Source organism: Arthrobacter sp. 131MFCol6.1 (assembly GCF_000374925.1).
GTDB lineage: Bacteria > Actinomycetota > Actinomycetes > Actinomycetales > Micrococcaceae > Arthrobacter.
Genome location: NZ_KB895541.1, coordinates 851354 through 871011, shown reverse-complemented (window position 1 = coordinate 871011; position 19658 = coordinate 851354). Strand labels below are relative to the sequence as shown.

Genomic DNA, 19658 nt, shown 5'->3' with positions numbered 1-19658 from the left:
CGCCCCTCAGGACGCCGCTGCCGACTCCAAGAGGATCCGGAGTTCCTCCAGCGCACCCTCGGCCTCTGCGGGGCTGCAGGCGGCCGGTAGGGCGTCCGCAGCGACGGCCAGCTCCACCTCACAGCCGCACTCGAAGTCCTCGGTCATGACCTCCAGCAGCGAACGGGCGTCGACGCCGGGCCTGCCGTCCTTGCTGATGGTCACCGGGAGGCCGGTCGCCGTGACCGCCCGGACAAATACTGCCGCCGGCCGGGCGTGGAGGCCGATGGCGGCCATGACGATTGCCTTGCGAACTGGCAACGGGACTCCCTCATGCTGGTGTTGTTCTGTACGTGCTGCTACTGGGCGGGCCGGCCACCCGACCGCGATCCAGGTGGAGACGTTCGGCAGGCATTCCGTCGGACCGGGCGGGCGCCCTTGCCCCGGCACCGGTCTTTACCTTCTAGGGTAGCCGCGGGGGAGTGCGCCGCACGACTTGAGTCGGCGGCGTGGTCTAGACCTGCCGGGCCACGGGCTTACCCTTGAGATATGAGTGTTTTTCCCGCGCCGGGCCGCGACCGGAGGCTGAAGCATGGCGTCCACTAACGCGGCCAAAATGATCGGCGAGATCGACCGTGAGAGCGGGGTGCCGATCTACGTGCAGTTGCGGGAAATCCTGCGGGCGCACATCGCCGCCGCCTGCCCGCCCGGATCCGCCCTGCCCTCCGAACGGGACCTTGCCCAGCGCTTCGGTCTGGCCCGGATGACCGTGCGCCAGGCCATCGACGCCCTTGTGGGCGAGGAAGTGATTGAGCGCGTCGTGGGCCTGGGCACGTTTGTGCGCAAACCCAAGCTGGATCTCCAGGTGAAGCTGACCTCCTACAGCGAAGAGATGCAGCGCCGCGGCATGGTCCCCGCCGCCAAGGTCCTGAGCTTCGAGCAGATTGGCGCGAGCGCGTTCCTGGCCCGCGAACTGCAGTTGGAGGAAGGGACACCCTTGGTCCGGTTCCGGCGCCTCCTGCTGGCCGACAACGAGCCGATGAGCGTGGACGAGAACTTCATTCCGGCCCACCGGGTTCCCGGGCTGCTGGACGGCGAACCGCCCACGTCCCTCTACAACGTGCTGAGCGAACGCTACGGGCTGGTGATGGAGTGGGGCGAGGACATGATCGAGGCCACGGCGGCGTCGCCGTCCACGGCCCGGCTTCTGAACGTCGAGGTCGGCACTCCGCTGCTGAAGATCCAGCGGCACGCCTTTGTGGCCCGCGCCATGGTGGACTACTCCGTGTCCTACTACCGGGCTGACCGCTACAAGCTCTGGGTGCCCCTGCAACGCCCCGGCGTCCGGCCTACCCGCAACTACGCCTCGGGGTACCGCCCCTAGCCACAACACCTCGGCTCACTTCGCGCCCATCCCGAAGGTGGCTTGCGCGAAGTGACCCAGTGTTGCTGTTGTTTCATTGGGAATGCAGGAAGGCCCGGTCCCCAAGGGGACCGGGCCTTCCTGTGTATTGCTTGGTGCTGCCTAGTGGCTCAGCGTCTTCTGGGACTCTGCAGCTTCGACGGCCTCGTGGGCGCCGTGGTGGCCGTGAGCGGCCTCCAGCTCTGCCGGAGTGGCCGGGGCAACCCGGTCCTCGAAGAACCAGCGGGAAAGCTTCGCGCGGCGCTTTTCCCTGCGGTCGACGACGCCGTTCTCGTTCGGCACCGCGGGGAGCGGGGCCGGGGACTCGAAGCCGACCAGTTTGTAGCGCTTGTATTCGTCCAGCGGGGCGTGGACCTCGATGAACTCTCCGTGCGGCAGGCGCACGATGCGGCCGGTTTCACGGCCGTGCAGGGCAATCTCGCGGTCCTTGCGCTGGAGCGCCAGGGCGACCCGCTTCGTGACGATGAACGCGATGACCGGTCCGATGAAGAACAGCGCGCGCAGCCAATAGGTCACATCGTTCAGGGCCACGTGGAAGTGGGTGGCGATGAGGTCCGAGCCGGCGGCTGCCCACATCACGCAGTACCAGACGAAACCGGCCATGCCGATTGCCGTACGGGTAGGAGCGTTGCGGGGACGGTCCAGGACGTGGTGCTCACGGTTGTCCTTGGTGATCCAGCGTTCGATCCACGGGTAGGCAAACATGACCGTGAAGAGGATGCCCGCGGGGACCAGGGCCGGAAGCAGCACGTTGAACGTGAACATGTGGCCGAACCAGATCTGCTCAACCTTCCAGTCACCGATCGTGCCCGGCATCAGGCGCAGGGCGCCGTCAACGAAACCGATGTACCAGTCAGGCTGGGTGCCAGCCGAAACCGGGGAGGGGTCGTACGGGCCGTAGTTCCAAATCGGGTTGATGGTGAAGAACGCCGCCATGAGGGCAACGACACCGAACACGATGAAGAAGAAGCCGCCGGCCTTCGCCGCGTAAACCGGTCCCAGGGGGTAGCCGACGACGTTGCCGTCATTGCGGCCGGGGCCGGGGTACTGCGTGTGCTTGTGCACAACCACCATGAAGAGGTGCATCACGATCATCAGCAGGATGAGCGCGGGAACCAGGAGGATGTGGAGCATGTACAGGCGGCTGATGATCATGGTGCCCGGGAACTCGCCGCCGAAGAGGAAGAACGAGGTGTACGTGCCGATGACCGGGATGGACTTGATGACGCCGTCGATGATGCGCAGGCCGTTGCCGGAGAGCAGGTCATCGGGGAGTGAGTAGCCGGTGAAGCCTGCGGCCATGGAGAGGATGAGCAGGACGCTGCCCACCACCCAGTTCAGTTCGCGGGGCTTGCGGAATGCGCCGGTGAAGAACACGCGAAGCATGTGCACGGAGACAGAGGCTACGAACAGCAGGGCCGACCAGTGGTGTACCTGGCGCATGAACATGCCGCCACGAACATCGAAGGAGATGTCCAGTGAGGAGCTGTACGCCACGGACATTTCAACGTTCTTCAGGGGCGCGTAAGAGCCCGCGTAGTGCGTCTCCGCCATGGACGGATCGAAGAAGAAGGTCAGGAAAGTGCCCGAGAGCAACAGGATGACGAAGGAGTACAGCGCCACTTCGCCGAACATGAACGACCAGTGGTCCGGGAAGACCTTCCGACCGAATTCACGGAGGATTCCGGAGCCGCCAACACGCTGGTCGACGAAGTCGGTGATGCGGCCGCCTGAGGTTTTGGCGACGAAGACGGGGGCATCAGGAGTTTGGGATGAGGACATGCTGCTCACGCTCCCAGTAGGTCGGTCCAACGGGTTCATGGAAGTCGCTCGTGGCGACGAGGTAACCCTCAGAGTCGACGGAGATCGGCAGCTGGGGGAGGGGGCGGCTGGCGGGGCCGAAGATCACCTTGCACTGCTGGGTCAGGTCGAAGGTGGACTGGTGGCACGGGCACAGCAGGTGGTGCGTCTGCTGCTCGTAGAGGGCAACAGGGCAGCCGACGTGGGTGCAGATCTTGGAGTAGGCAACGATTCCGTTGTAGGCCCAGTCTTCGCGCCCTGGAGAGGGGTGGAGCTCCTCGGGGTTCAGGCGCATGAGGAGGACAACGGACTTAGCCTTCTCATTCAGCTTGCCTTCGCTCAGCTCGTTCAGCCCTTCCGGGATGACGTGGAAAGCAGAGCCCAAAGTAACGTCCGCGGCCTTGATCGGAGTGCCATCGGGGTCGCGGGCGAGACGCTTGAGTTTGCCGTCCTGCGGGGCCCACATGGTGTGGGCCAGCGTGTCATCCGGCCGGGGGCCGAGGTCACCAAAGATGGCCAGGGCCGGCAGGGGTGCCAGTGCGACGGCGCCGAGCAGGGTGTTGCGGATCAGCGGCCGGCGCTTGATGCCGGTTTCTTCCACAATGTCATCGACGATGCGGACGGCAGCCTGGCGGTCTTCCTCGGTGCGGATCGCGTGGCGCTCTTCCGAGACCTCGTGGTCCGGCATGAGGGCCTTGGCCCAGTGGACGATACCGGTGCCGATGCCCAGCATCGCGAACGCGGTACCCAGGCCCAGCAGTGCATTCTGGAGACGGATCGTGGCGATCGTGGAATCATCCCCCAGATCGATCGCAAAATACGCCACCAGGAATATCAAGGTGCCAACGACCGAGATGCCGAACAGAAGGGCTACCTGCCGTTCTGCCTTTTTAGCGGCCTTCGGGTCCGTGTCAGCCAGGCGCAAACGGTGCGGGGGAATTCCAGGATCCTGGAATTTCTCCACCTCATTCTGACCAGCCGTAGCTACGGTGCCCGAGTCGTTCGGACCGCCGTCACTATGGTTGCCCATAATTCGCCTCATCCTTCTCTCGTCTCGGCGAGTGCCGAGTTAGGTTTCAATTCAAACTGCTGACGGGTCAGCAGAAAATTCTTACAGGTGCAAGGTCCGCTTAGGACGTGCGGGACGTGAGCCAGATGGTGAACGCGATGATTACGCCCAGGCCGGCAATCCAGACAAAGAGACCTTCGGAAACCGGTCCCAGTGCGCCAAGATCGGCGCCGCCGGGCGAACCGTTGGCCTCAATCTGCTTCAGGAACGTGATGATGTCGCGCTTGCCCTCCGGGGTGATGTTCGCGTCGCTGAAGACCGGCATGTTCTGCGGGCCGGTAACCATGGCTTCGTAGATGTGCTGGCCGGAGACACCCGCGAGGGCCGGGGCGAACTTGCCCCGGGTCAGGGCACCGCCGGCAGCGGCAGCGTTGTGGCACATGGCGCAGTTTGTGCGGAACAGCTCGCCACCCTTGGCGGCGTCGCCCTTCTCATCGAGCACACCTGCCTCCGGGATGGCCGGGCCGGGGCCGAGGGAGGCAACGTAAGCAGCCAGCTGCTTGGTCTGTTCCTCATTGAACTGGGCGGGCTTCTTGTAGGCCTGCGGGCCGTTCATCTGCATGGGCATGCGGCCGGTGCCGACCTGGAAGTCAACAGCGGCGGCGCCGACGCCCACAAGGGACGGTCCGGCCTGCGATCCGCTGGCACCCATGCCGTGGCAGGTGGCGCAGTTGGCGGCAAAGAGTTTGCCGCCTTCCTCTACGTCGCTTGCGCTGTAGGTAGTGGTGTCGGCCTTGGCCTGGTTGACGGTGGTGGCAACGGCGTACAGCCCACCCGTGACCAAGAGGCCCATCAGCAGCAGTGCAATTGCTGCCAGTGGGTGACGTCGCTTCTGCGAGAGTGCCTTCACGTGGTGGTTCCTTTATTCGATCCTGCGGTGGCTCCGGGAGCCGCTTCTTGAAATTCTGCCTCTTGTAGAAAAAGAGTCAAGTCTGACTACTTGAGGACGTAGATGACCAGGAAGAGGCCAATCCAGACGACGTCCACGAAGTGCCAGTAGTACGAGGTGACAATCGCCGAAGTCGCTTCAAAGTGTCCGAACTTCTTCGCGGCGAAGGAGCGGCCCATGATGAGCAGGAAGGCAATCAGACCGCCGATGACGTGCAGGCCGTGGAAGCCCGTCGTGATGTAGAAGGCCGAACCGTAGGCGTTGGAGGACAGCGAGACATGCTCGGAAACGAGCATGGCGTACTCGGTCGCCTGGCCGGCGACGAAGAAGGAACCCATGAGGAACGTCAGGATGAACCATCCGTTCATCCCCCACTGGGTAAAGCTGAAGCGTCCGCCGGTCCGGCGCGGCTGGAGCCGCTCGGCAGCGAAGACGCCCATCTGGCAAGTAAAGGAACTTGCCACGAGGACGATCGTATTAACGAGCGCAAACGGGAAGTTGAGCTTGGCTGTCTCCTCGGCCCACATCAGTCCGGAAGTCGAACGGAGTGTGAAGTACATGGCGAAGAGACCGGCGAAGAACATCAACTCACTGGACAGCCACACAACGGTTCCAACAGAAACCATGTTCGGGCGGTTCAGCGTCGGGTGCGCCGGGGTACTGGGGGCATGGGTCGCAGATGTCACATAGACATTATGTCTATAAAAGTCCGTCCTGCCCAACGCAAACCGCGTTTTCGGAGGACTTTTTCTACAAAGACGCGAATTCGCGCGGAAAAGTTCCCGGCGGGGTTCACATTGGTCTTTGCGGGGCCGACCTCGATAGCATCGGGAGGTGACTTCACAGGCATCTGCACAGGCGGCAGGCAACACCTGGCCGCGGCTCATCAACGCTCTCATCAGCGGCGCCGACCTCACTGCCGGGAGCACTGAGTGGGCCATGAACTCCATCATGTCCGGTGAGGCGACGCCGGCCCAGGTGGCGGGATTCCTGGTGGCGCTGCGCGCTAAGGGCGAGACCGTGGATGAGCTGGCTGGCCTGGTGGAGGCGATGATCTCCAACGCCAACCCCATTGACATTGCCGGCGAGAAGCTGGACATCGTCGGCACGGGTGGCGACCAGCAGAACACGGTCAACATCTCCACGATGGCCGCCCTTATCGCCGCCGGAGCGGGGGCCCGGGTGGTCAAGCACGGCAACCGTGCGTCGTCGTCCTCGTCAGGCTCCGCCGATGTCCTGGAGGCCCTCGGTGTCCGGCTGGATCTTCCCATTCCCCGCGTGGCGCTCAACGCCGAAGAGGCGGGAATCACGTTTTGCTTCGCCCAGGTTTTCCACCCCTCGATGCGGCATGCCGCCGTCGCCCGCCGCGAACTCGGCGTTCCGACGGCGTTCAACTTCCTTGGCCCCATGGTCAACCCGGCACATGTCCAGGCATCGGCGGTGGGCGTCGCCAATGAGCAGATGGCCCCGCTGGTGGCCGGAGTGCTGGCCAAGCGCGGCAGCCGGGGCCTGGTTTTCCGCGGCAATGACGGCCTGGATGAGCTCACCACCACCGGCCCGTCGCGGGTGTGGGAGATCCGCAACGGTGAGGTAACTGAAGAGATGTTTGATCCGCGCGATCTCGGCATCCGGAAGGCCACACTGGAGGAGCTGCGCGGCGGCGACGCGGTGGCGAATGCCGCCGTCGTCCGGGCCGTCCTGGGCGGTGCGCCGGGGCCGGCCCGCGATGCGGCGCTGCTCAACGCCGCGGCCGGATTGGTGGCGTTCGACCTCGACGCCGTGGGTCCGCTGGCGGAGCGCATGGCCGCCGCGTTTAGCCGCGCCGAGCAGTCTATTGAATCCGGAGCGGCGGCCGCCGTGCTGGACAGGTGGGTTGCCCTGTCTCAGACCGCATAAAGATCAAGTAGGACGGGCCCGGCAGATTCTGCCGGGCCCGTCCTGTGTGCTGCTGGTATGTGGGTTGTTCGCTACTGCTCGAAACCAAGGGCAAAGGCCGCATCGAGGTCGTGCTGGGAGTACGCGCGGAACGCGATCTGCGTGGTGGTGTGCGCGACGCCGGGCACTTTCGAGAGCTTGTCCGCGATGACGTCCGCCAGGTCCTCGTGCTTGGCGACCCGGGCGATGGCGATCAGGTCCCACTCGCCCGTTACGGAATAGACCTCGCTGATCCCCGGGATGGCGGAGATTTCCTCGGCGGTCTCCGGGATGCGTGAAGCGTTTGTCTTGATCAGGACGAATGCGGTGACCACGTGTGAGCCTTTCCGGATCGGTTGCGCCGTTTGCGGGCCTGTCGGCGGCCCTTGCACGGGCGCTGCCATCTTCTGCAAGCCTAGTGCATTAGGCCTGGCGGCGGCGTGAACGCAGCCGCCGGACGCCCGCGGCCACCAGTCGGTAACCCAAGAGGAAAACGGCCAGGCTCAGCAGGGCCACGATGATGAAGGGCAGCACCACCGTCTGGCCGGTGAGGGCCCGCAGGAGCATGCCGACGCCGACGGCTCCAAGCCAGACAGCGACGCCTGCGGGCCACACCCGCAGGGGGTCATGCCACAACCGCAGGACCAGCCAGGCCAGTGCCGCGCCCGTGAGGAACGGCCACGCCGTCGCAAAGACACCGGTGATGATTTCTCCGCGCTGGTGCGCGTCGCGCCCAATCGCTGCGAAGAGCAGAATCAGCAGTGCATCCGCGCATGCGGCCAGGGCCGCTGTCTGCGCGGGCCGGAGGCCGGTACGTGGACTGCCCTGAGCGGACGGGCGGGGGAGTCTGGGGGCTGGAGAAGGCATACATCCAAGCCTAGTCCCGCTGGCCATCGCCGCCCTGCAGGAGGACTACGCGTGACGCCCCCGGTGCCAGCCCCGGACCCCGGTCGGCGTGGCCCCCAGGCTCAGGGACTGTCCGCACATATGATCGTGGCATGAGTAGCGACGCCGTTCCGGAGGCTGTTGTCCCGGTGCAGCTGGATCCTCAGCTGGACGGCCAGCTGAGCATTAACGACATCCTGCTCGAACTTGGCCAGGCTCCCGTGGTGCACCCCTCGCCGGATGCGGCCAGCGAGCTGCACTTCTTCTAGGCCCGCCACCCCGCTGAAATCAGGCCCTTTGGTCCTAACGGCGGGCAACCCAGTCGGGCTAGCTTGGCGGGTAAGGGATGCCAGCAGGGCCTCCTCAGAACGAAAGGATGGCTCCCGTGGAGCAATTCTGGAACTTCATTTGGCTGTTCTTTTGGTCATTCGCGTTCATCGCGTACCTCTTCGCACTGTTTGCGGTCATCACCGACATCTTCCGCGACCACGAACTCAGCGGTTGGCTCAAGGCCGTGTGGGTCATCTTCCTGATCTTCGTGCCGTTCCTCACGGTTCTCGTATACCTGATCGCGCGGGGCCGCAGCATGGCCGAGCGCCAGGCCCGCAGCGCCCAGCAGGCAGAAGCGGCAACAACGGAATACATCCGCTCCGTGGCCACGGCGTCCCCGTCCCAGGAAATCGCGAAGGCCAAGGAACTCCTCGACGCCGGCACGCTGACCCAGAGCGAATTCGACGCAGTTAAGGCCAAGGCGCTGAGCCGGGCCTGACTCCACCGCCTTCAAGTCGGCCACCCCATCAGCGGAAAACGCAGCCGTCGTCGCGGCTGCGTTTTCCGTTGGGGCGCGCTACGTCCGGCGTGGGATTCGGCACGATCCATGTTCGCTGATTCCCCTGCTGGACATCAGTGGAGTGCAAGGCCCAGGTAGAGGGCTGCAAGGGCAAGCGTGGTGGGGGTCATGACGAGACGCTCAGGTTTACTGCGGGAGATCCCGTTCATGAGGACGCCAAGCACGAAGTATGCCGTCATCACCCACACGGTGACCGCCGTAAAGGATTCGCTGACCAAGGCCGGGACAAAGTCGGCCTTTGCGAGCGCGGCGTAGGCGAAGAGTGCGTACACGGCAATGGTTACGGCGCTCCCGATTCGCAGTTTGGCTGGGAGGACACGGTAGTTTCCGCCCCACGCCAATCTCCCGAGCGGGGCACCGGCGGCCAACGCGCCTTGGAAAATGCTCAGGCCAGCCAGAAGTGTGCAGGCGAGTATTGCGAAAAGCTGATCTAGCGGCATCAATATCCATCTCCTTGTAGCTGTCCCAAGCCGCAACGTGTGTCCACCGTGCCGCGAGCTTGACGAGCAATTCCCGGGCCTTCGCGAACCCGGTTCCTCCCGGCGCTGCGCTCCGGTTCTTCCCGGCGCTGCGCTCCGGCGCTTCATGCATGTTGTCGTAGCTGTGGAGAGCTTATTCGCGTATTCGAAAAATCGCGGCAGGCGCCATCCGACCTCCTCGCAGCGGCATTGTCCGTACCTGTCTTCCGGCGCGACCGCCGGGGTATTGTGGGGCGCATGGAGATGCGCCTCGAGGTCGTACAAGTACCCGTCAGTGATGTGGACAAGGCCAAGTCGTTCTATACGGACCGACTCGGGTTCGTCCTGGACCACGACGTCGAATACATACCGGGCATGAGGGTCGTGCAACTCACGCCACCCGGCTCCGCCACCTCCATAGTCATCGGCACGGGAATGACCAGCATGCCGCCGGGCAGCCTGGAGGGCCTGCAATTGGTGGTCCCCGATATGGCGTCCACGCGGGCTGAGCTGCTCCAGCGGGGAGCAGAAGTCAGCGAAGTCCAAGACATGGGTGGAATCGCCTTCGCCTACTTCAGTGACCCGGACGGCAACCGCTGGGTCATACAGGAAGCTACGGGGCCGGACGCTAGGCAAGCCGGCTCCTAAGGCTGGACCATTCGACCGCAGAGTGCTCCGCCACGGCGGGTTTCCCCAAACACGCATCGCGTTATTCATGTTTAGCCCCTAAAGTCTAAATAGCAAGGTGACTATTTAGACTTCCGGAGGATCCATGACCCGCTGGCCTGCGCACGGCAGCAAGACGATGCCGTGGAAGTCGTCTGGGCGGCCGCCCCGCGAAGACCGGGAATTCACTGAGGTTGTGGTCTCTCTGCCGCCCTTGATCGCCGGGAGCTGGTTCGATCCGGGGCGTGAGACCATCGTCGCACTGGAGGAGGCCGCCGTCGCCATAGCGTCCCTGGACGTCACCGCCGGCACGCGGATGGCCGCCATCAGCGGGTTCCTGCTCCGCAGCGAGGCGGTCTCCTCCTCCAAAATCGAGCACGTCAACGCCAACCGCGACGACTACGCCCGGGCCATGATCGGGCTCAAGGCCAGTGACGACGCTCGCTCAATGGTGGCTGCCGCCGACGCTGTGCAAGGGATGATCGACGATGCCGGGCGAACCGGCGAGATCCGGCTGGAGGCCATGCTGTCCGCCCATCACACGCTCATGAAAGACGACCCGATGGACGGCCCACACGCCGGCCGGCTCAGGGACGTGCAGAACTGGATCGGCGGCAGCGACCATTCACCGCGCGGCGCCATCCACGTCCCGCCCCCGCCGGAGCTCGTGCCGGACCTGATGGAAGACCTGATGGTCTTCTGCAACCGCCGCGACGTGCCGATCATGGCGCAGGCGGCGATCGCGCACGCCCACTTCGAGTCCATCCACCCGTTCACCGACGGCAACGGCCGGATCGGGCGGGCCCTCATTGGTGCGATTTCCCGGCGTCGTGGGCTCACCAAGAACACCGTCACCCCGATTGCGTCGGCGATGGTCGCCGACGTCGACACGTATTTCAGCCTGGTCAACAACTACCGCTCCGGTGATGCCGATCCGTTCGTGCTCTACCTGGCCCGTTCCGCTGTCCGCGCCTCGGATGCGGCCCGGGAATCCGTCGCCGCCCTCGATGCGCTGCCGGCGATGTGGCTGGAGCTGGCCAGGCCTCGGAGAGGATCCGCGGACGAGAAGATCATCCCGTGGCTGCTGGAGCGGCCCGTGTTCGAGGCCCACAGCGCTGCCCATATTGCCGGCGTCGCCGAGAGCTCCGTCTACGCCGCACTGCAGCGGCTCTCCACCGCCGGAGTCATCACCCCGGTCACCCAGTCCAAGCGCAGCCGCGCCTGGGCGGCGACCGAAGTCCTCGACGAGGTGGACCGGCTGAACAACCGGCTGGCCGACGTCGGGAAGGCCGGCTGACCGGGGACGGAACCGGAGCCGGCGGCCCGTCCCCAGGGGGCGCTGCGCACTCTCCTGGAAAGGCAATTCCATGTGGCATGACAATCAGGCTGCCCTCAGCACCGATCTGCCCTGGACCCCGGATCAACTGGCCGGACTCATGGCCTACCTGCAAAAGGCAAGGACGCAGGACTGATGGCAGTACTCTCTGACGCAGCTATTTAGCGGTGCTTTTTGATGGTGGCGGATGCAGAATGGAAGGAAGCCGGGCTGATTCCTCAGCCCCCTCCAGCGTTGAGGACGGCACATCATGACGAGCAACAAGACACGGACTGCACTTGTGCTGGCAACGGTACTGATCGGGCTGAGCGGCTGTGCCGGAGGCGGCGGAACGCAGACGCCGGCGCCCGCCACGACGGCCGGGACCTCTCCCAGCATGTCGATGGAACCGTCTGCCCCGGCCGGATCCGCCGCGTCAGGATCGGGCAGCGGGGCGGCAAACGCCGCCGCCGCGACCATCACGATCAGCAACTTCGCCTACGAGATCCCGGGTGCCGTGGCTCCCGGCGCTGAGGTGAAGGTGATCAACATGGACACTGCCGAGCACACGGTAACCGCTGACCAGAATGTGACTCTCTTTGATGTCGAGGTCAAGGAAAACGGCGGTACGGCCACATTCAAGGCACCTTCCGAACCGGGGACCTACGCCTTTCACTGCACCTACCACCCCAACATGCACGGCTCACTGACGGTCAAATGAGCACGACGCCGTGGGCCGGGGAGCGTTCCTGACGATCTCGAACGAGAAAGGTGCCGCGGCATGGCTTTCCGGAGCCCCTCACCGTCGCTTGACCCGGCCGACGTCGATGGCCTGAACTCGGCGCTCCGGGGCCCGCTGTTCCGTCCAGGAGACGTCGGCTACGACGAAGCCCGGAAGGTCTTCAACGCGATGATTGACCGCCGTCCGGACGTGATCGTCCGCCCGGCCGACTCCGACGATATTCGCCGTGCGGTGACCTTCGCCCGGGAAAAGGATCTCCCCGTCTCCATTAAGGGCGGCGGCCACAACGTGGCAGGGAACGCCGTCGGCGCCCATGGGCTCATGCTGGATTGCTCCGGCATGAAGCACGTTCAGGTCGACGCCGAACGGCGGGTTGCCGTGGCTGGAGCGGGTGCGCTCCTGGCCGACCTTGACGCCGCCACTCAGGCGCACGGCCTGGCCACGCCGCTCGGAGTCGTGTCGGTTACCGGCATCGCCGGCTTGACCCTCGGGGGTGGCATCGGCTGGCTCAACGGCAAACACGGGCTCGCTTGCGACAACGTGCTGGCCGCCGACATCGTGACTTCGGATGGCAGGCTGCTGACGGCGAGCCCCGACCAACACGCAGACCTCTACTGGGCCATCCGTGGGGGCGGCGGCAACTTCGGCGTTGTCACGTCTTTCACCTATGGTTTGCATCCCGTCGGGCAGGTTCTTGCCGGAGCGCTCTCATTCCCGGCCGAACGGACAAGGGAGGTCCTGGGGTTCTATCCCGGATTCGCCGCTTCCTGCCCCGACGAACTCTCGATGTCGGCCAGCCTGGGGTGTGACGCCTCTGGGCGCCCTGTTTTCGGCGTCGGCGTCTGCTGGAGCGGCGGGCATGATGAGGCGGCGCTGGCGCTCCGACCCCTGCGCGAGCTTGGCCCAGCTGTGGACGAGGTGGTGCCAACCGACTATGGCGCTTGGCAGAGCGCCCACGACGCCGGCTTTCCGCGGGGCCGGAACCACTATTGGAAGTCGAGTTTCTTCACTGACTTCACCGCCGGCGCCATCGATGTCCTGCTCCAGTTTGCGGTCGAGATGCCTTCAGCGGCGAGCGGCATCGGAATGCAACAACTGCACGGTGTGGCCGCGAGGGTTCCCCCGGCAGCCACGGCATTTCCCCATCGCCGGTCCCAGAGCGAACTCCTCATCCTGGCCCAGTGGTCTGATCCGGCAGAAACCGAGCGCCACGTCGGCTGGGCCCGCGCCTTCTTCGAAGCGATGCAGCCCTTTGCCGCGAGCGGTGTCTACGTCAACGATCTGGGCCAGGAAGGGGAGGAACGGGTGAGGGCAGCCTACGGCGCGAACTACGATCGGCTGGCCGCAGTCAAGGCCGCATACGACCCCATCAACCTCTTCCGCTCAAATCAAAACGTGCGCCCCACCGGATAGGAAATGACGCTGACTCGACGGGTGCCCTCGATCGTGGCAGGGAGTGCTCAGCGGGCGTTGGCAAGGGTGCGCATGGTGATGATGGTGGCGGTCCCCGCAACGCGGCGGGCGAGTGAGACAGCCATGATCGGGGCGAAGTTGCGGCACCAGAGCCACAGCCGGTCTGGGTCGATTGGATTGGCAATATCAGCGAGCTGCCGGCACCGGCTGCGGATGGCCGCTTCGCTGGTCGCGCCAGACATAGCCAGGTCGGTGAGGTCCATCGCTGGATCACCAATGCACGGGCGTGGGTCAATCGCGACAATTCGGCCGCCGTTACCCGTCCGCAGAATGTTGCCTGGGTGAAGATCGCCGTGAAGAAGCCAATCCCCGTCATTTGCCATATCCATCGCAGCAGCGTGGCATCGACGCCAGACTGCATCGTCGATCGGTGAGTTCGGGAGAGCGCGTCGCCGGCGATCCCACAACTCGAACACGAACTCCACGCGCTCACGGGCACGGGGAACATTCGGTGGCGGTGTTCTGTTTGGCGTGTAGAGGTCGCTGATGAGACCGGTAACCTCCGCGATGCTGCACGCTTCGGTCAGTTCGGTGGCATCGGGGAGCCAACGGAGCAAGATCGCGCCACGAGTGGCGTCCGCGTCCACCAGGTCGACGACAGTGTGCGCGTTTGCCCAATACGTGAGCGCGGAGGCCTCCTGCTCTGAGATTGTGGGGTCGGGTGAGAGCTTGAGCGCGTACCGCGTTCCGTCCGCGGTCGACACGCACTCGACGACGGCACCGGTCCCGCCCGCGCAGACAGTGCGGGGCTCCATTCCCCACTTCTTACAGAGCTCTCCAACGATCGTTCCGAAGTCGTCGATCCAGGACGCAGCCGCGGGGCCGAATCGTTCGAGCAACCGGTCGCGGGCAGCAATGGGCACCGCAACCTGTGTCATGAAGCGATGCTATGCGGTGCGGGCCACACTCGTGAAACTTCCCCGATCAGATCCCTTGCTGGGTACCGCCAGCCACGATCAGGCATAACTGGCGGTAACCGTCCTAGCTTCTCCGTCGAGTTGGATTCGACCGCCGTAGGGGAGGATCCACTGCGGCCGGGTGTGCCCGAAGGGGACCCCGATGCACACGACGGCGTCCGGGTTGTATCGTGCGATTTCGGTGCTGACCACATCGCGCTGTGCGGCGCGCAGCCGAGCCCGTTCGGCGGCAGGCGGAACCTGCCCGTGGCTGCTGACGGGAGGCCTGGCGACCATCACGCCGTCGACCGCCCCCAGGACACCACGCTCGCCGAGCGCACGAACCCATCGCTTGACCCAATCTGCGGGAGCGAGCAGTTCGCTGGTTTCGAGGATCAAGATTGCGCCCCGGAGCGCGTCGACGGAGGGCAGCCTGTCGGCGATGGCGAGCTGGTCGAGGACTTCGATGCAGCCACCCCACGTGTAACCGGAGACCGTGCGTTGGGCGCCCGTCCACGCCCAGGGTTCGGTGGGTTCGCGGTCGCCGTATTCGACGAGTGCCCGCGGATCGAGCCAATCCGGCCCGAAGTCCTCTGACTCCCCGGGATCGGTAATGTCGAGCTCGCCCCCGGTGAGCAGCGCAGCCCGCAGGGAAGCGACGTGGACGTCGTCCGCACCCGGCCCGGCGCCGAGGTGGACTTGGGTCGAACCGCCGTAATATGCGGATATCCCGAGTGACCACAACCAGTTGAGCAGGTTGGTGTTGTCGCTGTATCCGATGAAGATCTTTGGATTCGTCCGGACGGCCGCCTCGTCGAGATGAGGTACGACCGTGATCTGGTCGTCGCCGCCGATGGTGGCGAGAATAGCGTGGATGCTGGGATCGGCGAACGCCGCATTGATGTCCGCCGCCCGTTCCTCGGGACTGGATCCGAGCTTGCGAGTCGTCGGGAATTCCACGGGGATCAACCCCGTAGCCGCAGTGAGCAGCCGCATCGCCTGCGCATGCACGGCCGGGGCGAATCCCGGGGCGGCGAAGGACGGGGAGAGAACCGCGACCCGATCGCCCGCAACGAGTTTCGGGGCGGACAGCTTCAGCTGCGAATGATCCATTCACTCATCGAACCAGATGGGGCGTGGTTCGAGGCCACTCGACGCCCCGACGTGCCGGTGCAGGATCCTCAACCGTGCTGCGGAGGAGGTGCGGAGATATGGCGCTGCGGGTGGCGAGCCTGATAACTCCGTGATTCAGAAATATTGTGGGTTATAGCCGTATCTCCCACGCATCCATTTTCGCCATTTGGCGCAGCCGGTGCTGTAGGCTCCGATTCGAACCTTGGGGGACTGATGCTGAACTACTTTCGCGAGACGCAAGAGGCACGATTTGCGACCCGTGCACGCCGAATCTATGGCTACGTCTCCGCCGGCTTCGTTGTTGCTGTCGGGGTCTGGGTGATTGCCGGCCTTGCGCCAGTATGGACTTCCTGGACGGCCCTCGGCGCTTCTTTCGTTCTGGACGCTTTCCTGACCCGAAAGTGGATCAGGGAAGACGCACTCAGGGCTTATCGAAGCGGCAGGGCCGGCTGACGTCGCCCCCGGCGGTGGGCAACGGGCAATGCATTAGCGGCGGCTGCAACGGCCGCGACTGAGACTAAACGGGGGAAGCTATGGACAAACATCCGTCAAACCACAATGGAAAGCCGTCAGTACTGTCCGTCGTCCAGCTCGCACTGAGTCTCTGCGCCTTCGTGGCGACGAGTGTCGCCGCCATCCTGTGGAATCCGATCGACGCAGACATCATCAATCGCGCCGACAATGCGGGGTGGGACGAATCTATGCTTCTCCCGCACCAAATGGAACTCTCGTTCGTCCTCAACGCGTCAGTAGCAGCAACGTGTGTCATCGTCGCCACCGCGATCATTGGAGTGCTGGCCTCGCGTCGGCGGGCCGCGCCTGGCTGATTTTGATGGCTGGAATACTGAGGAAATGACTCTCGCTGAACTGGAACTGCCCGGCCGCCGATTCACAATCAGGAAAGCTGAATCATGTGATGTGGCTTCGATTGTTGGGCTGCTGGCTGCCGACCAGCTCCGAGCCTCTGTCGACTCGATTGCAATCGAGCACCGGAATCCCTACGATCTTGCTTTCCAGGCGATTGATGCGGACCCCGCGCAGCTTCTTCTCGTAGTTGTCTCGACCGAAAATGAAGTGGTTGGGACCATGCAACGGTCGCAGAAGGGCGCCGACGTGGCGCACAACTGGTTCAGCTCACGTCTGACCAGTCCAGGGTCGCAGCACACCGGTTCTATGAGCGACTTGGCTTCGAAGCGTCGCACGTAGGCTTCAAACTTTCCCTCTGAGGTCTGAGTCCCGATGGTAAGAGGCGCTGTTCTGGCGCCGGTCAGTGGCCTCACTCGTGCCGCTCCAAGCCTCGGAACATGGGGACGCCCCGATGCTATTGGGGGATGCATCGGGGCGCCTCCGACAACCATAGGCGGAGACTTGTTCAAGTTCAAACGTGACGGCGGCAGTCGCCGCGAACGCCTTGGATCGCCATGGCGGGCAGTCCAGTCCGGGGGTCTGTGCCGGCGCCCCCCAAAAAATGCGCGCCGACACAGCCCTCTTCGAGCGGAGTCCCCAATGGATCCGAGACAAGAATAATTGACCACCAGCGCTAAAACAAGGCGGTCATCCGGTTTAGGGGAGTTGGGCTCGCAGAAAGTCCCGAGGAGGGCAAGCAAGGCACCTCCTGCTCGGGAGTCGCAGCCCTCGCGGCCGTGCGAGGCGGTCACGGTGCTAGTGGGGTACGAATCCCTGTCGGGCTGAGGCTTCCAGTGGAAACCAGTCCGGAGAGGGCATGGGGGTCCTCGTTGAAATCGTCATGCATGATCCCCGGCAGCACGATCTCCCACATTTCTTCGATCCGTTGCATGACGTCCGCGCGGTCGGTGAGTACTCCGGAGACCATCTGAACCCCGGTGAACGAAGCAACAAGGTATCGGGCAAATGTCCCGGCGTCGATGGAAGGCCGGACCTGCAATTCTGCCTTGGCCCGCTCGGTAAGCTGCTCCATTACGGCGATCCAGTCCTCGTAGGGGCCGCGCACGGGCGGACCAAAAGCCGTCGCCTCAAACGTCAATCGGATGCCGGCCCTGACAACTGGCTCGTGCACGAGCTGGAGCCCAAAAGCGCGGCACAGCAGGATCATTGCCGTCAGGCCTGGCCAATCCCCGGCAAGGATGCTTTCGCTTTCGGCCACGACGATCCGATGCTGCTCCTCGATGACCGCCCTGGCGAGATCTTCCTTGGACTGAAAGTGGAAATAGAGGGCGCCCTTGGTCACCCCGGCCGCCTCAGAGACCTGGGTCAAGCTGGCACTGCCGTAGCCGTGCTCCTCAAAAACTGCAGCGGCACCGACGACAATGGCACCGCGGGTGGCCTTCGCGCGATCCTGAAGGACCATCTATGAACCTCAACTTCAACTCTGGGACGTGGAAGCAGGATCTTCACTCACCCGCTGCGCGAGTTGATCGGGAGTTCCGCCGTCCGGCGTTCTCTGAACCACCCTCTGTCGCGTCGCAACTGTCGCAACTCCGGGACCCACCGGTCGCCAACTGAAAGGTAGGAGACGAAAGCCTGCTCCGATCCTAGCAAAGCGGTCAACCGTCTTGTAGCGGTGGATCGACTGCAACTTCTGCGACGGCACGGGCCGGTACTTTCTTGGCCAAACCAGAGCCTCCGGCTCCGGAGCTCGGCGTGGCCGGTGCGCCAGCCGAGGCTCCAGCAGAACGCGTCACTGTTAGGAAGAGGGGATGATGGGCCGCCTCCACTGCTGGATGAATGTCTCCGTCGACCTGCGGGTCGAGTAAGTTCCGGGCTAGCGAAATAGGGGTCCCTCCGCACTGAAACGCCCGCGCTACCGAAATAGAGCGAAGACACGCACGGGTTCCGGAGCGAAGTTTGACCCCTCGGTAAAACCCATGGCTTCGTAGAAGGCGCGTTGCCCTGGTTCATTGTCGGTGATGAGCACTGTTTGCCGGACATGCGCGAATCTTGCCGTGACTTGGTCCACCAGAGCCCGCCCTACTCCCGCGCCTTGGAAGGATGGCCGAACGAGGATGTCCTGTAAATAGCAGATGGTCGCATCGTCGGACACAACCCGCGCGAGGCCAACCAGCTCACCTTCCGCATTCCGGGCGGTCACGACAAACGAGGAACTTCGGATCGCCCTGGTGAGCAGTGCGGGATCCCGGGTATAGGCGGCCCACCGCACAGATTCGTACAACGAGAGAACCTCGGCATCGGAAAACTCGCTGGAAGTGAAGATGCTAAACGCCGGCATCCGACCAGTGTTGCATGGCGTTGCAAGCGGCGGCAGAGCGAATCCGCAGTGACCCCGTTCGACGGCACCGGAATGGTCCACGGGTGTCGCTGCCCAACTGCTCACCCCTCCAAGCCTAGGTCCGCCAGGGTAAGTACGGGCGGCGAACTTCCGTCGATGTCCAGCACGCCCAGCTCCCTAGCAACCGCGGCGGCGACAAGCACCTGGCCGGTCCGGGCCATCAGGTTCGGGTCGTGGAACAGCGCGTTGATCACGCGGCCAATGAACTCGGGGCTTTCGCTGGTTGAGAGGTCGAATGCCCCGCTTTTGGCGGCGGCGAGGACCGCCTCGGTTCGAACCAGGCCGGGGTAGAGCGAGATTACCGGGACAGCGAACGGCTTCAGCTCGAGAGCCATGTCTGACGTCATCTTGTCTGTCGCCGCTTTGGCGATGCCGTAAATCGTGTTGCCGAGGTGGCGCTGCGCCGACCAGAAGCTGATGTTGACGATGACGCCAAAGTGCTGCGGGGTCATCATGCGTGCCGCGTGCGCCGAGCACATAAACGCCGCGCGTACGCCTGCGTCCATCATGCCGGTCCAGCGATGCGGCGGCTGATCCCAAAACGGCGCTGGCCACGTGAACGCGCCACTTTCAACCATCTTCTCGTAGCCGCCCCAGGCGCAATTGACGAGAAGATCGAGGCTGCCGCATTCGGACCGGATTGTTTCAAAAACGCGCGCCGTCTCGTCGTCCCTGAGATGGTCGCAGCGCAGTCGCCGTATTTCCCGCGGCAGGTCCGCCTCGTTGATCGAGCGGCCCGAGCCGTAAACTCGAAACCCCCCGGTCAGGAGGCCAAGGGCAATGCCCCGGCCGACGCCTCGGCTCGCACCGGTCACGAGCGCAACGTTGCCCGTTGGCGCCGCAGCGCGTTCGCGTTCGCTGGTCATTTTAAGCGGCCTCCCGCTTATGTTCCGTTCC

General features: G+C 64.3%; 23 protein-coding genes. 10 read left to right on the top strand and 13 right to left on the bottom strand.

Annotated features, from left to right (window positions below; all coding sequences use genetic code 11):
* Positions 1-6 precede the first annotated feature (6 nt).
* Complete coding sequence (locus C566_RS0104145; protein ID WP_026266364.1) at positions 7-300, bottom strand: HPr family phosphocarrier protein; 294 nt, start codon at positions 298-300, stop codon at positions 7-9.
* 271 nt (positions 301-571) lie between these two features.
* Between C566_RS0104145 and C566_RS0104140 the strand changes: the two genes are divergently transcribed.
* Positions 572-1363: a GntR family transcriptional regulator gene (locus tag C566_RS0104140; RefSeq protein WP_018773075.1), complete on the top strand. Its 792-nt coding sequence runs from the start codon at positions 572-574 to the stop codon at positions 1361-1363.
* 141 nt (positions 1364-1504) lie between these two features.
* Here C566_RS0104140 and qcrB read toward each other — a convergent pair whose 3' ends face one another.
* From qcrB to ctaE, 4 genes are all read right to left on the bottom strand, one after another.
* On the bottom strand, positions 1505-3184 hold the full coding sequence (qcrB, locus tag C566_RS0104135) for a cytochrome bc1 complex cytochrome b subunit (protein WP_018773074.1): 1680 nt from the start codon (positions 3182-3184) through the stop codon (positions 1505-1507).
* Positions 3162-4232, bottom strand: coding sequence for a cytochrome bc1 complex Rieske iron-sulfur subunit (gene qcrA, locus C566_RS0104130; protein WP_026266363.1), 1071 nt, complete (start codon positions 4230-4232; stop codon positions 3162-3164). The genes qcrB and qcrA overlap by 23 nt, the downstream gene beginning before the upstream one ends.
* 100 nt (positions 4233-4332) lie before the next feature.
* On the bottom strand, positions 4333-5121 hold the full coding sequence (gene qcrC / locus C566_RS0104125) for a cytochrome bc1 complex diheme cytochrome c subunit (RefSeq protein WP_018773072.1): 789 nt from the start codon (positions 5119-5121) through the stop codon (positions 4333-4335).
* 86 nt (positions 5122-5207) lie between these two features.
* Positions 5208-5846, bottom strand: coding sequence for an aa3-type cytochrome oxidase subunit III (gene ctaE, locus C566_RS0104120; RefSeq protein WP_173403075.1), 639 nt, complete (start codon positions 5844-5846; stop codon positions 5208-5210).
* A 148-nt stretch (positions 5847-5994) separates the two neighbouring features.
* Here ctaE and trpD point away from each other — a divergent pair, with 148 nt between their 5' ends.
* The gene (gene trpD, locus C566_RS0104115; protein ID WP_018773070.1) at positions 5995-7056 is read left to right on the top strand and encodes an anthranilate phosphoribosyltransferase; all 1062 of its coding nucleotides are present in this window, start codon (positions 5995-5997) and stop codon (positions 7054-7056) included.
* A 71-nt stretch (positions 7057-7127) separates the two neighbouring features.
* Here the strand turns inward: trpD and C566_RS0104110 are convergent, their stop codons facing one another.
* Together C566_RS0104110 and C566_RS0104105 are read right to left on the bottom strand one after the other, a co-directional pair.
* The gene (locus tag C566_RS0104110; protein WP_018773069.1) at positions 7128-7409 is read right to left on the bottom strand and encodes an Lrp/AsnC family transcriptional regulator; all 282 of its coding nucleotides are present in this window, start codon (positions 7407-7409) and stop codon (positions 7128-7130) included.
* An 88-nt stretch (positions 7410-7497) separates the two neighbouring features.
* Positions 7498-7941: a DUF3054 domain-containing protein gene (locus tag C566_RS0104105; RefSeq protein ID WP_018773068.1), complete on the bottom strand. Its 444-nt coding sequence runs from the start codon at positions 7939-7941 to the stop codon at positions 7498-7500.
* Positions 7942-8072: 131 nt separating this feature from the next.
* On the opposite strand from C566_RS0104105, the gene C566_RS22610 reads away from it, so the two are divergent.
* Together C566_RS22610 and C566_RS0104095 are read left to right on the top strand one after the other, a co-directional pair.
* Positions 8073-8228, top strand: coding sequence for a hypothetical protein (locus C566_RS22610; RefSeq protein ID WP_018773067.1), 156 nt, complete (start codon positions 8073-8075; stop codon positions 8226-8228).
* Positions 8229-8335: 107 nt separating this feature from the next.
* Entirely contained in the window at positions 8336-8728 is a 393-nt protein-coding gene (locus tag C566_RS0104095) for an SHOCT domain-containing protein (RefSeq protein ID WP_043465705.1), read from the top strand.
* A 134-nt stretch (positions 8729-8862) separates the two neighbouring features.
* Here the strand turns inward: C566_RS0104095 and C566_RS23065 are convergent, their stop codons facing one another.
* Complete coding sequence (locus C566_RS23065) at positions 8863-9081, bottom strand: hypothetical protein (RefSeq protein WP_231386238.1); 219 nt, start codon at positions 9079-9081, stop codon at positions 8863-8865.
* A 444-nt stretch (positions 9082-9525) separates the two neighbouring features.
* Between C566_RS23065 and C566_RS0104085 the strand changes: the two genes are divergently transcribed.
* The 4 genes from C566_RS0104085 (at position 9526) to C566_RS0104065 (ending at position 13403) form a co-directional block, all read left to right on the top strand.
* Positions 9526-9915, top strand: coding sequence for a VOC family protein (locus tag C566_RS0104085; RefSeq protein WP_026266362.1), 390 nt, complete (start codon positions 9526-9528; stop codon positions 9913-9915).
* Positions 9916-10039: 124 nt separating this feature from the next.
* Positions 10040-11230: a Fic family protein gene (locus tag C566_RS0104080; RefSeq protein ID WP_018773063.1), complete on the top strand. Its 1191-nt coding sequence runs from the start codon at positions 10040-10042 to the stop codon at positions 11228-11230.
* Between the two features lie 289 nt (positions 11231-11519).
* Positions 11520-11969 carry a cupredoxin domain-containing protein gene (locus C566_RS21985; protein ID WP_018773061.1) on the top strand — a complete coding sequence of 150 codons (450 nt, stop codon included), beginning with the start codon at positions 11520-11522 and terminating at the stop codon, positions 11967-11969.
* Positions 11970-12029: 60 nt separating this feature from the next.
* Positions 12030-13403 (top strand): FAD-binding oxidoreductase, encoded by a 1374-nt coding sequence (locus tag C566_RS0104065; RefSeq protein WP_018773060.1) that lies wholly within the window; start codon positions 12030-12032, stop codon positions 13401-13403.
* Between the two features lie 47 nt (positions 13404-13450).
* Here the strand turns inward: C566_RS0104065 and C566_RS21980 are convergent, their stop codons facing one another.
* Positions 13451-14341: an aminoglycoside phosphotransferase family protein gene (locus C566_RS21980; protein ID WP_026266361.1), complete on the bottom strand. Its 891-nt coding sequence runs from the start codon at positions 14339-14341 to the stop codon at positions 13451-13453.
* Between the two features lie 78 nt (positions 14342-14419).
* Complete coding sequence (locus C566_RS0104055; protein WP_018773058.1) at positions 14420-15472, bottom strand: S66 family peptidase; 1053 nt, start codon at positions 15470-15472, stop codon at positions 14420-14422.
* 554 nt (positions 15473-16026) lie between these two features.
* On the opposite strand from C566_RS0104055, the gene C566_RS0104050 reads away from it, so the two are divergent.
* Positions 16027-16320, top strand: a complete 294-nt coding sequence (locus C566_RS0104050) for a hypothetical protein (protein ID WP_018773057.1) — start codon at positions 16027-16029, stop codon at positions 16318-16320.
* A 25-nt stretch (positions 16321-16345) separates the two neighbouring features.
* Positions 16346-16699, top strand: coding sequence for a hypothetical protein (locus C566_RS20710; RefSeq protein ID WP_331271113.1), 354 nt, complete (start codon positions 16346-16348; stop codon positions 16697-16699).
* Between the two features lie 448 nt (positions 16700-17147).
* Here the strand turns inward: C566_RS20710 and C566_RS0104040 are convergent, their stop codons facing one another.
* The 3 genes from C566_RS0104040 to C566_RS0104030 form a co-directional block, all read right to left on the bottom strand.
* Positions 17148-17822, bottom strand: a complete 675-nt coding sequence (locus C566_RS0104040) for a ScbR family autoregulator-binding transcription factor (protein ID WP_018773056.1) — start codon at positions 17820-17822, stop codon at positions 17148-17150.
* A 453-nt stretch (positions 17823-18275) separates the two neighbouring features.
* Entirely contained in the window at positions 18276-18701 is a 426-nt protein-coding gene (locus C566_RS0104035; RefSeq protein WP_018773055.1) for a GNAT family N-acetyltransferase, read from the bottom strand.
* A gap of 101 nt (positions 18702-18802) precedes the next feature.
* Positions 18803-19627 (bottom strand): SDR family NAD(P)-dependent oxidoreductase, encoded by an 825-nt coding sequence (locus tag C566_RS0104030; RefSeq protein ID WP_018773054.1) that lies wholly within the window; start codon positions 19625-19627, stop codon positions 18803-18805.
* Positions 19628-19658: the final 31 nt, after the last annotated feature.

Bases quoted from the DNA above. Each gene is read 5' to 3' on its own strand.
- qcrA (WP_026266363.1), bottom strand. From the start codon at position 4,232: ATGGGCAACCATAGTGACGGCGGTCCGAACGACTCGGGCACCGTAGCT.
- C566_RS0104105 (WP_018773068.1), bottom strand. From the start codon at position 7,941: ATGCCTTCTCCAGCCCCCAGACTCCCCCGCCCGTCCGCTCAGGGCAGT.
- C566_RS22610 (WP_018773067.1), top strand. From the start codon at position 8,073: ATGAGTAGCGACGCCGTTCCGGAGGCTGTTGTCCCGGTGCAGCTGGAT.
- C566_RS0104040 (WP_018773056.1), bottom strand. From the start codon at position 17,822: ATGGTCCTTCAGGATCGCGCGAAGGCCACCCGCGGTGCCATTGTCGTC.
- C566_RS0104065 (WP_018773060.1), top strand. From the start codon at position 12,030: ATGGCTTTCCGGAGCCCCTCACCGTCGCTTGACCCGGCCGACGTCGAT.
- C566_RS0104050 (WP_018773057.1), top strand. From the start codon at position 16,027: ATGGACAAACATCCGTCAAACCACAATGGAAAGCCGTCAGTACTGTCC.
- C566_RS21985 (WP_018773061.1), top strand. From the start codon at position 11,520: ATGACGAGCAACAAGACACGGACTGCACTTGTGCTGGCAACGGTACTG.
- C566_RS0104035 (WP_018773055.1), bottom strand. From the start codon at position 18,701: ATGCCGGCGTTTAGCATCTTCACTTCCAGCGAGTTTTCCGATGCCGAG.
- C566_RS0104140 (WP_018773075.1), top strand. From the start codon at position 572: ATGGCGTCCACTAACGCGGCCAAAATGATCGGCGAGATCGACCGTGAG.
- C566_RS0104030 (WP_018773054.1), bottom strand. From the start codon at position 19,627: ATGACCAGCGAACGCGAACGCGCTGCGGCGCCAACGGGCAACGTTGCG.
- qcrB (WP_018773074.1), bottom strand. From the start codon at position 3,184: ATGTCCTCATCCCAAACTCCTGATGCCCCCGTCTTCGTCGCCAAAACC.
- C566_RS0104095 (WP_043465705.1), top strand. From the start codon at position 8,336: ATGGCTCCCGTGGAGCAATTCTGGAACTTCATTTGGCTGTTCTTTTGG.
- C566_RS0104080 (WP_018773063.1), top strand. From the start codon at position 10,040: ATGACCCGCTGGCCTGCGCACGGCAGCAAGACGATGCCGTGGAAGTCG.
- C566_RS0104085 (WP_026266362.1), top strand. From the start codon at position 9,526: ATGGAGATGCGCCTCGAGGTCGTACAAGTACCCGTCAGTGATGTGGAC.
- C566_RS0104055 (WP_018773058.1), bottom strand. From the start codon at position 15,472: ATGGATCATTCGCAGCTGAAGCTGTCCGCCCCGAAACTCGTTGCGGGC.
- C566_RS20710 (WP_331271113.1), top strand. From the start codon at position 16,346: ATGACTCTCGCTGAACTGGAACTGCCCGGCCGCCGATTCACAATCAGG.
- C566_RS21980 (WP_026266361.1), bottom strand. From the start codon at position 14,341: ATGACACAGGTTGCGGTGCCCATTGCTGCCCGCGACCGGTTGCTCGAA.